Raw genomic sequence first — 13,086 nt, forward strand, 5'->3', positions numbered from 1 at the left:
ACCTAAGCAATGTAAATGGCCTTTTTGCCCGAATCGGACTTTTCATCCCACACAAAAAAGGATTGGAGCTTATGCCCCAATCCTTTTTATTGCCCTTTTTCAAAGGAACCGAAGCTGGGCGTCCTCATATCCCGTCCGATACCCGCGGATAATCTCCTGCATCCGATAGAGGATTCCCTCCCGGTCACAGGCTGCTGAGAACCGCTCCCACAGCTTGGCAGCGCGCGGACTGGCACACTCGTAACGCCTCCCGTACCGCCTGGCATAGGTCTGGGCAAGCCCCTGTCCGGGGAATCGGGTCTCCAACTCCCGATAATACCACTCCCGCTGTCCGTCCCGCATAGTCATCCCGAACGCCGGATAGATAAAGCGTGCGCCCGCCCGCTTTGCTTCCCGCACAATCCCTAGCACATTTTCTTCGGTATCTTCGAGAAAGGGCAGAACCGGCATCAGCAGGATGCCCGCAAACAGTCCAGCCTGACGGAGCCGGGCAACCGTATCAAACCGGCGGGAAGAGGGCGGTGCACCCGGTTCCACTTTCGCGGCGAGGGAATCGTCACAGGTGGTGACCGTGACTTTGCAGAGTACCGGCGCCTGCGACGCAATCCCCTTCAGGATGTCCACGTCCCGTTCGATCAGGCTGCTCTTGGTCGCGACCGCTGCCCCGAATCCGTATGCTTCCAGCAGTTCGAGTGCATGGCGGGTCAGCTCCAGCTCCTCTTCAAATGGATTGTACGGGTCACTCATTGCACCGGTCCCGACCACCCCCTGCCGCACCTTGCGCCGCAGATCGTCCCGGATAATGCGCAGTGCATCCTGCTTGGCGCGCACCCGATCGAACCCCTCGATCTGATAGCAGTCACTCCGGCTGTCACAATAGATGCACCCATGGCAACAGCCTCGGTAGATGTTCATATTGTAGTCGATTCCAAACCAGCTTCCCGATGCCTTAGTGCGGGTGACGATCGTTTTAGCGGAGATGTATTCGATCATTTTTCTGTTTTCCACCGTTTGAGGGTCGGGAAGTATGTCAGCATCTGCTGCTTCGCTTGCTCCCGATCCGGATATCGCCCTGCGTCCTCCCCGATCTTCAGGCAGAAGTCGACCATCTGCTCCATCGTGCAGTCTGCGAGAAATTTCCCGTCCTTGTAGCAGTAGACGCAATAGTCCTCACTGCGGCTTCCATCTGTCTCGGTACCATAATCCTCCTCTTTCTGCATCGGCATCCCGCAGCTCTGGCAGAAATCTGGGATTCCAACATAAATCTCAATTTCCATCCCGTCCGGACCGTCCCCAACATACCGCTCGAAATCGCACGCAAATCTGCGGGGGATCGGCTCCGCCCAGATCTGTTTCCAGAAGCCGCCGACATCGCGCGCAGGGTCGCCCCGGAATGAGAATTTTGCGTAACTGCCCGCAGGGATTTCCACCACCTGGAATCCATCCGGAAGCGGGTCCCCTGGATAGTATTTCCGCGCCGCGACTGCGTCATATTCTCCGTCAATCCCACCCTGATAGTTGGTGTATACCCCGTAGGTTTCCCCACGATCCGGCTGGATGGTAAACAACGCTTGCCAGAGTTCTCCTATTTTCTCCGATTTTTGATTGGTGGTGCGTGCACAGGGGCCTGCTACAGTAATCTTCGGGAGCCTTACAACCTCATAATTCATTCAGAGTGCCTTCTTTCCTGTTTTTGACCCTATTTTATCATCCAATACATGACACCCTGTGTCATGTTTCAGCGGTATTTATAAAGTTCACAGATTTTTTTCGCCTGTTCCGCCAATGCCTGCCCAAGTGAAGGCGGAGAGATCACCCGCACATCCGGTCCGAATGAGAGCAGAAATCCCAAAATCCAACGATCGTCCGGGTAGCTTGTGCGTACCGTAAAGCCGCCTTCTGGCTCATGGGTGACCTCTTCCCTGCGAAAGGTATGGTAAATGCGAAATCCCACCCGCTCGGTGAACCGCAGGACCAGGTCTGCCTGTGGACAGGAGGCGGGTTCCAACTCGGACGGCGGATTCCCGCGCAGGGGGAACAGACGCCCAGTCAGACATAGATTCTCGATCCGCGAAAGCCGGAACAGCCTCCATTCGTTTCTAAGCAGGCAAAATCCCTGTAGATACCAGTTCCCGCCCTTGAACCGCAGCCGAACCGGTTCGATCTCGCGGTCACTTCGGTTTCCGTCCGCGCTGTAGTACCCGAATGAGACCGTCTCCCGCCGCAGAATCGCCTGCTTCAGCATCTCGAACCGCTCCCGCTCAACTGCGTCGCTGCCCCACGCGGAAAAGTCGATATCTACCCAGTCGACCGCTTCCCGGCGGAACAGCCCGCCCAACCGTTCAAGCATCTGTCCGCATTTCACCGCATCCGCCGCCTGCATCCCGCGTAAAGCCGCAAGAATCATATCCTGTTCATCGGCCGAAAGCAAAGACCGGTCGAGCACAAACCCTTCGGTCAGGCGCACACCACCGCCTTTTCCCCGTTCGGCGTAGATCGGGATTCCCGCTGCTGAAAGGGCGTCCACATCCCGGTAGATCGTCCGCACCGAAACTTCGAGTTTCTCCGCAAGTGCAACCGCAGTCATTCCGCCCCGCTCGATCAGCAGATACAAAAGCTGAAACAACCTTCCCTCTCTCATCGCTCTTCCTCCCTCACATTTAGAACCCGTATTCACAACCATTCGCCACCGCCTGAGCGGGTCTTTTGCCGGCCTGCCGCGTTGAAAAATCTTGCAATACACAAAGTATTGTCCGCGTTTTTTCGCCTTGCAGGGCAGCAAAATCCCTCGCCCATCCGGCATCCTCTGATTATGAATACAGGTTCTTACTGTCGCCCTCGTCCCCGCCTCCTTTGACTGATTCCAAATATTTTAAAAAATCACAACCGACAAAGGCGGCTCTTAACGCGGAGGTCGACGGGCATAGGTCTAATCCGCGCAAAAAGCGGCTTTTAGGCCGAAGCAAAGGCAGACGCGAAATGCGTCTGCCTCTCTATTATTTCTGCCTCTGTTTTTCAAATACAGATACCAACGGCCGCGCAATCAGTGCACAAAGCACACCAGCAACCGCGGCTTCCGCCAGACCATTTGTAAAAACAACCGCCATCAGCACACCAGCCAACTTTTCAAAAGCGACCTCCCGAGCGGCGGCGTACTGCTGCCCAAACAGGAAATAGATGCTGCCCATCACCAACGCCGTATTGGTCATCGAACCAGCGAGACCCGCCGCGACACATGCAACCGTCTTGGTTTTATTAAACCGCGCAATCGCCCGGTAGACCAGCGCGGCCACTACACCGGTGAGGATACGCGGGATAAATGCGATCAGCAATGCCTTGAGACTGCCCGCAGTTTCACCGGGCGCGGGAATCAGCGGGGTAAATACGAACGAAACCACCGCCGGTTCGATCGTATTTTTGATGACGCTGGTCAGCCCAAATACCGCTCCAAGCACCGCCCCAGCCTTCGGGCCGAGCAGAATTGCACCGATAATCACCGGGATATGAACGGTGGTGGCCTTAATCACCCCCAATGGGATGAAGCCAAGAAATGGAACGAACGCGACGACGCATACAATCGCCGCCATCAGGGACACCTGGACGAGATAACGGATGTTTTTTGTCTTTTCCAAAAAAATTCCTCCTGCTGTCACTCCCGCAAAACAGTCGGGATGCAACGCATTTATTTTTTGGACTCCTGCCGGTTTTTCTCATAAAGGAGGTAAAGCCCATCATGAAGCAGGTTCGGCCGAAAGAGAATTCCGCCCCCGCAGAGCGAAACCACCGCCCGCGCAACCTCTCCACCGGTTGCAACTGTCGTGACAGACCCGCCCAACATCTCCGTATACCGGGATACCATCCCTTCTACAGCGCTGGTCGTTCCATAGAGCACGCCGGAACGGATCGCATCCGCAGTGCTGCGCCCGAAAAGAGGCGCTTTCGCCGCGAACGACACCTCTGGAAGCTGTGCCGCACTTTGGCAAAGATGCGCCATCGATTCCTCAACGCCCGGCAGGATGGATTTTCCAACCAGAGCGCCATGCGTGTCGATTGCAGTAAAGGTGGTGGCACCTGCAAAGTGGATCACAACAAGCGGAGGCGTAAACTCCCGCAGGGCAGCCACCGCATTGCAGATGAAATCCGACCCCACCGACGCCGCGCTATCCCATCGGATGTCAAGCCCGGTTTTGATGCCCGCACCGACGGTCAGCGTTTTTCCGCCATTGAGCAGATGGTCCGCAGCCTGTTTCAGCCGACTGGTCAGCGCCGGTACCACAGAAGAGATCACAGCGCCATCGATGGCGTCTGTGTCGATTCCGCGGAAGCGGAGCACCTGCTGTATCTCCGCGGCATATTGGTCGGCTGTGCCGAGCGGATTGACTGCGATCGAGCTGGATACAAGCAGTTCTGCTTTTTCATAACAGCCGAGTGAAATTACGCGGTTGTCAATATGTACCGTCAGGATCATAGCCAATCCCCCCTTTTCTGGTTCGGTATGAAGTCCATATCTATTATATCTGGAGCGGCCGCATTGTCAACTATCTCAATCCAAAAAGTTTTACTCAATTTTTTTCAAAAAATTGCGGGGTCGAGGGGCAGAGCCCCCGACGCGCTCCGCAGAGCGCGGAATGCTTTATCCTGTGAAGCGCTTTTTTCGGGTGAATTGCCGCGTAGCGGCAAGAGGGGGCTTTTTGCAAGTGAAAAAGCCCCCTTGCCTCGTCCCATCCCCAATAAAAAAAGAAACACAGCGGATACTGGAGAGACATCCGCTGTGTTCTAGGGCCGTGATTAAAATTTTGTGGGGGTCTCCCGACCCCCGGGAAAACTTAATTAGGTCTGATTCAGCCTTGCGGCAGAGTGCTAACGATCAATTAGCGGCCAGTGCCGGGGTTGACTTTACCATTGTTGGTGCTGTCGACCACAACATCATCAACCAGGTCTGCAGGGGTTGCAGTGGTAACGATGTAGGTGCCCAGGTCACGAGTTCTGGTGGTCAGAACCTGATCGCCATCCTCGTTCTCACCAGCGGTGAAGAGGTTGGTGACATCCTCGATGCGGCCGTCAGCAATGGCCTCAGCAATCGCCTCTTCGGTGGTTGCAGCCAGAGCAGCGGTGTCAAGGACTTTGTAGACTTTCAGCTCGTCGAGATCAACCTCGAGCTCATCCTCGTCATTTACAAACGGGTTGTAAATGGTCAGAGTTGCACGAGAGGTTGCAGAAATCTTCGGAGCGCCAACAAAGTTGAAGATGAACGCATCGGTGTTGCGGAACATGTCAGAGTACCACTCGTTGTTCCACTTGGTGGACAGTTTCGCAAAGAACTTGTCAGTGTCGGAATCCGCATAGAACTCGACCTTTGCAATGTCTTTGTTCTCATCATACCAGATAATCTCATTCTCTTCGTTCTTGAGAGGCTGAATCATCCAGCCACCCTGTCCAGCAGCCCAGTCGCCGTCGCCAAGATCCCACAGGTTGTTGGAGATCCAAGTCTCAGCAACATCCTCGAATTTCTTGGTCTCGCCGATTGCCCAGCCGTTGACAGCTTTCTTGGCACGAACTTTCACATCGAAGACAACCTTGAACTCATCATCGGTCATATTCTCTTTGAACTTAATCTCAATAACTCTGTAGCGACCCTGGAAGTCAATTTTATTGCCATTGACATCAACCAGGATTTCACCACCGGTACCGAAGGATTTGGAAGTATCTTTGATGCTCTTGATATACTTGCCGCCCTCAACCGCTTTCACATCAATGCCAAGGTCAGAAGTTTTCTCATAAACACCTTTCACGACCATATAAGCGGTCTTGTTCGGGAGAACGCCATCATCATCGTTCTTAGCGCTAGAACCAAAGACCAGTTCGATATCATCGCCTGCACGATCAGATGCAAAGTTGTAGAACAGATCGTCCAGAGTCATGTTCTCAATCAGAACTGCATTGCCTCTATCAATAGTTGCATTGTAAGCGGCATCTACAACGACCGTATTCTCATCCAGAGTAGTATCAAGCACTGTCGGGACATCGCCCAAGAGTTCTCTCCAAGTGCCGTTCGGGCTGTTGTAACGAACATATGCGGTATAGCCAACCTTCGCATCAATCGCTTTCGCAACTTTCAGCGCAACCGAGGCATTGCTCTCACCAGTCGCTACCTTTACATTGATGCCTGTCAGGCCAAGATTCGGGACAAAGTCTGCAACAGTTGCATTGGCCTTGCCGAATGCCGAAGTTGCTACCTTTTCTTCGCCTTTAATAGTCTCCTCATAACCAGAAACTGCCGCCTCGATCTGGTTCGCAGAACCACTATCGATAACATCTGTCTTGTCAACAGCGAAAGCCGGAACAGCCAGAGACAGAGCGCAAGCAGCAGCCATGGTCAAAGATACCAATCTTTTCATGGTAAACTACCTCCTAATTTCAAAAAATCAATTTCAATCGTAGGACCGTTCCCTTCCTGCTCTCTCCAAAACATTCCAAGACCGTATCCATATGCTTATTATAGCGGCAAGATTTGCTTTTGTCAAACCTATTTTTCGCCTAATTTTTCATGCTTTTTTATGCATTTATACCAAATTGCATCTCTTTGCTATGAAACAGCGGTTAAAAAATGATCCAATACAAGCCGAATATATTGAGTATAAAGTTGTAAAGGCCATGCGCGAGGACAACCGTAAGCATTGAATAAGTTTTGAGCCGGAGCCTTGTTAATGCAAGAACGAGACCCATGACACTAGTAGAAACCAGATAGGTACCAATCCCCCGCGCAATCATATGTGGAATTACAAACAGAATCGTAGACCCTAAAACAGCGATAAACTTGGAACCGGTCGCTTCTTCCACCCGCGCCAGATAATAACCGCGGAAAACTTTTTCTTCCACCTGTGCAACAAAGAAAAAGTTGTATACAAATTCATAGAGCAGCTGCCCCTTGACTGATTCGGGTGTGAAGGGGTTGAACAGAATCGTTGTGGTCCGCAGCAGGATCGGAACCAATCCCAAGACAAGAAAGAGCGCGATCCCCAGCAAAATACCCCAAAGAATCTGCCGCCCTAAATATCGATCCTCATAATCAAACGCCGCCATACTGCGCCGCTCAACTTTGGTTATGAGCACCCATAGCACAAAATACCAGATCACCACACTGACCATCTGGATGAACTTCTTAAGGCTTTGATCCTCTGTAAGCCCTACAAAATACTGCACCAGATAAGGAATTGCCATCGAGCAGACGAACAGGATGATCATGTCCCGCCAGAGTACCGATTTTTTCAGCGGCATCTCGATTACATTGTTTTTTTTCATAAATCCTCCCACAAATCAGCGGGCCGCGCCCATCAACGGCACCTTTACCACCGATTCCACATTTTCCGCCCAGCTCAACAGCGTGTTCACGCCCGACCGGGTAACTTCACCCTGATATTTCATCTCGTCGATGTCGGCTTTCATCCCGTCGATGTCTTTTCTCATTACGTCAACCTTGTCCTCCAGGACAATCACCCTGTATTTCAGGTCCTTGATGTCCGCTTTGACCTCCGCCATATCCCTTTTCAGCCCGGAGACATCGTTCTCCAGCCGCCCCAGCCGTTCATGAACCGGCGCCAACTTTTCATCAAATTTTTGGTCCAGCTTTTCGTCCAGAACTTTACCAAGCTTTTCATCGAACTTTTGATCCAGCTTCTCATCCAAGACTTTTCCGAGTTTTTCTTCTAATGTCTGTTCTAGTTTCTCATCCAGAACCTTACCAATCTTCTCTTCTAACGTCTGCTCCAGCTTTTCGTCCATCATCTTGCCGATCGCTTCGAGCAATCTCATCTCATCCATCTTTACCCATCCTTTCCCAACTCTTCCGTCCACCTCTTACTATTATATAGTACTTTCGATTATAACACAGATTGGGAGCCTGCGCAATCAGTCTCCCGTTCTATTATAGTTCCTCTTCCGGGTTGATAATGCCTTTGAATACGGTCATAATCAGGATTTTCAGGTCGAGCAGGAACGACCAGTTCTCAATATAGTAGATGTCGCACTTGATCCGCTCAACGATCGAGGTGTCCCCCCGCCATCCGTTCACCTGTGCCCAGCCGGTGATCCCCGGCCGCACCAGATGCTTGAGCATATAAAGAGGAACTTCCTCGCGGAACTTCTGTACAAAATATTCCCGCTCGGGCCGCGGCCCAACCAGGCTCATATCCCCTTTGAGCACATTGAAAAGCTGCGGCAGCTCGTCAATGCTGCATTTGCGGATGAAGGTCCCGAACGCGGTCCGGCGGCTGTCGGCCCGCCCGCCCCAGGTGGTCATGTCCGCGTTGCCGTCCACCCGCATCGACCGGAACTTGTACATCATAAATTCCTTCTTATTTCTGCCCACCCGCAGCTGCTTATAAATCACCGGGCCGGGGGAGGTCAGCCGGACGCCGGCCGCTGTCACCAGCAGCAGCGGCGAAAGCACCACCAGCCCCAGCGCAGAGGCAACAATATCAAACGCGCGCTTGAGAAAGCTGTACAGGAAATTGTCCAGCGGGATATGCCGGATGTTAATCAGCGGAAGCCCGTCAATATCGTCTATGTAGGGTTTGGACGGAAGATATTTTGTGTAAAACGGCAGAAGGTTGGATTTGACCCCTTCGTTTTCGCAGACCTCTATGATCTCAGCCAGCAGCGGGAATTCATCGTAGTCAAGCGAAATGATGACCTCGTCGATCTCCTCCTGGTCGAGCAGGTCGGCAAGATGCGAGATCGTCCCCTTATATAGAATGCTGCGGTTCCCCACCTGGCGCACCTTGTCGCTCAGGTAGCCCTCGATCTGGTATCCAAACTGTTTGTTGGATGTGATCCGGTCGAAAAAATCCCCCGTCGATTCGTTCCATCCCACCAGCAGCAGATGCTTGATGTTGTACCCCTTCTCCCGGAGCACGCGTAGGGTTTTGCGCAGGCTCACCCGGATCAGGGCGGTCAGGGCGGTGTTCAGCCCCGAAAAGATCACGATGGTCAGGCGGGAGACATCCACCTCGCGCAGAAAAAAGTTGAGCACAAAGATGAGGACAAGCCCTACCGCGTTCGCCTGCACGACCCGCCGCACCTCGCTCAGCAGTGACTTGTAGCGGAACGGGTCGTAGAGGTTGAACTGGTAGTAGAGCAGCAGGTAGAGCGGCAGGATCACCACCAGCAGCTGCATATAGTAGCCCGGCCCGATCCCCGGCCTGCCAAAAAGCAGGTCAAACCGGATATAGTAGGCGACCGGCATCACCAGTATGGCGATCGACACATCCGCGAGCTTCAAGAGCCAGTTGAGCAGGCGTTGGTTCTCTTTAATCATGTCCTGCCTCCTAGCTGAAAATCGTCAGGTAGGGCACGAGGTCGAGCCGGTTGGTGTTGAGCAGGAAAAAGAAATAAAGCACGCTCGCCGCCATCAGCATCCCCATCGTGAGCCGGTACATCTCCTGCGCAGTTTTGAGATTGTCCCGTTTGCGGACATAGCTGCCGCCCCGTTTTTCGTACTTCTGCCCCGATGTATCCGCTGCTTCCTTTTCCCACTCGGGCCGGATCATGCATTTGACCATCTCGGGAATCAGCAGCATCGCCGCCGGCAAAAAGATCAATGCAACCCGCTGGAACACAAAATGCTTCACTGTAATCACAAACAGCAGCCCCGCATAGACCGAAAAGTTAATCAAGACAATGTTCCCAGGGTTCCGCTCGAGCAGTTTCCCCTTGAGAACAACCGCCAGCGCCCCGACGATCACCGGGATCAGCGCGGTGTTGAAGTCGCGGCCCTGCATGAAGTAGCTGCCGGGCATATATCCGGCATATTTGGGGACAAACCGGATGAACAGTTCCACAAGCGGCTCCGCAAACAGCAGGACGCAGACCGTCCCCCCCAGATAGAGCGGCAGGGTGATCTTGTTCACCGGCAGGGTTGCAAGGAAATAGATGGGCACCATAATCCAAAGGCTGGTGTGGAACAGCCCAGCAGCCACCGCGATCAGCATATAGGGGACGATTTTGCGCTTTTGCAGGAACGGAATGCCAAACAGTGCAATCGAAATCGCAAGCTCCTGCCGCAGGGTGCAGAGCGCATATCCGAAAAAGTCGAAGGTGATATAGACAAACACGCTCAACCAGACGATTGACGAATGTTTCCAGGTCCAGGCCATCCGCAGTAGGATAATCAGCGAGGACGCAATTCCCGCAAAAACCAGCGGGCTGTCGGTGAAGATGCCGACCAGCAGGTTGAGCACCCCATAGCCGGGTTCCGATTTGTAGGCATTTGCGGGGGATGTCAGCCATGCAAGCCCCTGGCCGTCGGTCTGGTTGAAATAGTTCTTGTAGGTAAATTCGTAGTCAATCCCCACCTGCGGCGCGCGCAGAAGCGCCATCCCGACCATGACTGCGGTCAGCAGCAGCAGGAATGCAAAATCCAGTCTGCGGGACTGCCTGCGTTCGCAGACCAGCCCAAACCCTCCGGCAAGTACGGCCAGCAAGATATAAGGTAACAATTCCATTCCTCCATCTTCGATCAATTCTTTTTGAGATCAGTTCCGCGCGCGGATGAGGGACAGCGTCCGCTTTGCCCAGATTGCAGACAAGACCGCCCACGAGACCGGACGTGGATACAGACCACGATAATGCTTATTATAGAACAATGCCATCGCATCATAAAACTGGCGGATCACCCGCCTTGACTTGGTATGCAGGCCGCTCTGCCCTTTGAGATGGGTCAGGCTTGCCGCACCATAATAGACGATCTCATAGCCCGCCTGTTTCACCCGGTAACAGAGGTCGATGTCCTCCCCATACATAAAAAATGTCTCATCGAACCCACCTGCCTGCTCAAACACCCGCCGCGGCATCATCAGAAACGATCCCGCCACCGAATCCACCGGCGCAACCGCATCCTCCGGCAGGAAGGTCTGGCGATAGGCCCCATACCTGCGGCTCTTCGGGTGGCGCCTGTCCATCCCAGTAAAATAGTACAGGGAAGCCATCGGGGTGGGGAACCCCCGCTTGCAGGCATGGTCGAGCGTCCCGTCCGCCAGCAGGGTGCGCGCCCCCAGTCCACCCGTCCGGGGATTTTCTTTCAGATAGGCTGTACAGGCTTCGAGCGTCCCCGGATGCATAATCGTGTCGTTGTTCAGGAAAAGCAGGCAGTTCCCCTTGGCTGCTGCCGCACCGGTATTGCAGGCATGACCAAACCCGTGGTTCTCAACGTTCCGCAAAACGGTTACGCCAGGCCGGCCTGGAAACTGCTCCTCTGGACGATCTCCATTTTCAACCAGCACAATCTCAAACGATAGCTGCGGTGATACAGCAAAAATAGAGTCAACCGCCTGTGCGGTCAACTCCTTTGCGTTATAGTTAATCATCACAATCGAAAGTTCAGGTCCGGCCTGCATAGCACCGCCCACCGTTTCTCTGGGAATTTCTTTTAAAAACCTGTCTCACGGCGTTGACCAGCAGTTTCTGCCGTCTCTGGTCACAAAACAGATTTTTACTATGATAGCCCTCCAGCATACCAGGCATACAGGTCCTAAAATCCCAAGCAGGAACGCTGTGGGCAGCCTTCTGCGGCAAAGGCACCACAGAAAGCCAAAGAATCGAAATGGCCCTTTTAAAATACTTCGATTATACTATATCCTCCCCATAATGACAAGTTTTGTTCCGCCATAAATTTTGAATTTTTCGTGACCTGACGGTTTCTCCCGCACCGGATTTCCTGTTTTTTGTCCGCCGGACTCCCCTGGTTTTACCCGCATATCTGCCAAATTTTTTTGAGCTTTTCCGTTTTACCGCTTTTTATGAGGCGGGGCGCCCATTGCACCAAACCCAACCGCCTCCATAGAATGTGATAAAGGGACTTCGGTCCCAACCTAAAATTTGGAAAAGGAGAAGCAGGTATATGGAATGTAATCTGAAGCCAGGCGCCGATGTGATTGTTGTCCAGCAGCAATGCCCCGACAACATGCCCGCCCTCGCCATGCTCTACTCCCCATGGCAGGAATGGGAGGACGTCTATGAACTGCCCGAGGCAATCCGCCGCGGCACAATATTCCCCGGGCTGGATAAACCTTTTTTGGAGGGGGCGTGTTCCTGTGTGTGAACGTCATCGTCTGCTAAACCAGATCCGTATGTGCGATTTTGCGTTGACTGAGGTGGGCCTTTATCTCGACAGCCACCCCTCCTGTCAAAAGGGACTCGCATACTACCAGAAGCATCGCCAGATGCGCGACGAAGCCGCGGCCGCATATCAGGCGCAGTTCGGCCCGCTGAATATCCGCTCGAACAATGACCCTGACAGATGGACCTGGGTAGACAGCCCGTGGCCCTGGGAAATGGAGGCGTAATACATGTGGCTGTATGAAAAAAAACTCGAATACCCTGTAAAAATCAAAAATCCCAACCCCGCACTGGCAAAAGCAATTATTTCCCAGCTCGGTGGCCCAGACGGTGAGCTCGGAGCCGCAACCCGCTATCTGCAGCAGCGTTACAGTATGCCATCTTCCAAGGTGAAAGGGATCTTAACTGATATTGGTACGGAAGAACTCGCCCATATCGAGATGATTTCAGCAATCCTCTATCAGCTCACCCGCAATCTCTCAATCTGCGATATTAAGAAGAGTGGGTTCGATACCTATTTTGTCGATCATACCACCGGGGTTTATCCGCAGGCAGCATCCGGGGTACCGTTCTCGACGGCGACGCTTCAGGTCACTGGTGACGCGCTTGCCGATCTCTACGAAGACCTCGCTGCAGAACAGAAGGCCCGGCTATCCTATGACAATATCCTGCGGCTGATCGACGACCCGGATGTGCGCGATCCCATCATATTCCTGCGGGAGCGCGAGATCGTCCACTTCCAGCGTTTTGGAGATGCGCTGCGGATTACACAGGACGGCCTGAACTCCAAAAACTTCTATGCGTTCAACCCGAGTTTTGACACCCACTGCAACCCGCCTGAGGCAATGCCGATCGGAGCAGCCGCCTGTCCGCAGACAGCGGAAGAGGTCGTTGTTGTTCCACCCTGTGGCTGCGGTGCTCCATCGGAACCCGCTCCATGTGCAAAAATGCCGGAGCAGCCCTCCTCCCCGA

Annotated in this window: 13 protein-coding genes and 1 pseudogene; 3 read left to right on the forward strand and 11 right to left on the reverse strand. The window is 53.4% G+C overall.

The genetic code is table 11. The annotated features are described in order from the left end of the window. Positions 1–99 precede the first annotated feature (99 nt). From D5269_RS06210 to D5269_RS06260, 11 genes are all read right to left on the reverse strand, one after another. On the reverse strand, positions 100–990 hold the full coding sequence (locus D5269_RS06210; protein WP_199735696.1) for a radical SAM protein: 891 nt from the start codon (positions 988–990) through the stop codon (positions 100–102). Then, positions 990–1,670, reverse strand: coding sequence for a zinc ribbon domain-containing protein (locus D5269_RS06215; RefSeq protein ID WP_016315620.1), 681 nt, complete (start codon positions 1,668–1,670; stop codon positions 990–992). The genes D5269_RS06210 and D5269_RS06215 overlap by 1 nt, the downstream gene beginning before the upstream one ends. Positions 1,671–1,738: 68 nt before the next feature. Then, positions 1,739–2,641, reverse strand: a complete 903-nt coding sequence (locus D5269_RS06220) for a YafY family protein (RefSeq protein ID WP_158604883.1) — start codon at positions 2,639–2,641, stop codon at positions 1,739–1,741. Between the two features lie 355 nt (positions 2,642–2,996). After that, entirely contained in the window at positions 2,997–3,632 is a 636-nt protein-coding gene (locus D5269_RS06225; protein ID WP_016315618.1) for an ECF transporter S component, read from the reverse strand. Between the two features lie 50 nt (positions 3,633–3,682). Next, a complete protein-coding gene (locus D5269_RS06230; protein WP_120484225.1) occupies positions 3,683–4,468 on the reverse strand; it encodes a type III pantothenate kinase in 786 nt (261 codons plus the stop codon). A 403-nt stretch (positions 4,469–4,871) separates the two neighbouring features. Further along, positions 4,872–6,398 (reverse strand): hypothetical protein, encoded by a 1,527-nt coding sequence (locus D5269_RS06235; RefSeq protein WP_120484226.1) that lies wholly within the window; start codon positions 6,396–6,398, stop codon positions 4,872–4,874. Between the two features lie 202 nt (positions 6,399–6,600). After that, entirely contained in the window at positions 6,601–7,302 is a 702-nt protein-coding gene (locus D5269_RS06240; protein WP_120484227.1) for a CPBP family intramembrane glutamic endopeptidase, read from the reverse strand. Between the two features lie 15 nt (positions 7,303–7,317). Next, positions 7,318–7,821, reverse strand: a complete 504-nt coding sequence (locus D5269_RS06245) for a hypothetical protein (RefSeq protein WP_120484228.1) — start codon at positions 7,819–7,821, stop codon at positions 7,318–7,320. Between the two features lie 103 nt (positions 7,822–7,924). Next, positions 7,925–9,316: an undecaprenyl-phosphate glucose phosphotransferase gene (locus D5269_RS06250; protein WP_120484229.1), complete on the reverse strand. Its 1,392-nt coding sequence runs from the start codon at positions 9,314–9,316 to the stop codon at positions 7,925–7,927. Between the two features lie 10 nt (positions 9,317–9,326). Continuing rightward, the gene (locus D5269_RS06255; protein ID WP_081644968.1) at positions 9,327–10,502 is read right to left on the reverse strand and encodes an EpsG family protein; all 1,176 of its coding nucleotides are present in this window, start codon (positions 10,500–10,502) and stop codon (positions 9,327–9,329) included. Positions 10,503–10,532: 30 nt separating this feature from the next. After that, a complete protein-coding gene (locus D5269_RS06260) occupies positions 10,533–11,393 on the reverse strand; it encodes a glycosyltransferase family 2 protein (protein ID WP_016315611.1) in 861 nt (286 codons plus the stop codon). Positions 11,394–11,896: 503 nt separating this feature from the next. Between D5269_RS06260 and D5269_RS06265 the strand changes: the two genes are divergently transcribed. The 3 genes and pseudogenes from D5269_RS06265 to D5269_RS06275 form a co-directional block, all read left to right on the forward strand. Then, on the forward strand, positions 11,897–12,097 hold the full coding sequence (locus D5269_RS06265) for a spore coat associated protein CotJA (RefSeq protein WP_016315609.1): 201 nt from the start codon (positions 11,897–11,899) through the stop codon (positions 12,095–12,097). After that, positions 12,090–12,341 (forward strand): spore coat protein CotJB, encoded by a 252-nt coding sequence (locus D5269_RS06270; RefSeq protein WP_120484230.1) that lies wholly within the window; start codon positions 12,090–12,092, stop codon positions 12,339–12,341. The genes D5269_RS06265 and D5269_RS06270 overlap by 8 nt, the downstream gene beginning before the upstream one ends. 3 nt (positions 12,342–12,344) lie before the next feature. Next, positions 12,345–12,935, forward strand: a pseudogene (locus D5269_RS06275) (manganese catalase family protein); the annotation flags it as partial. Positions 12,936–13,086: the final 151 nt, after the last annotated feature.

Source organism: Anaerotruncus sp. 1XD42-93, from assembly GCF_009917605.1.
Classification (GTDB): Bacteria; Bacillota; Clostridia; order Oscillospirales; family Ruminococcaceae; genus Anaerotruncus.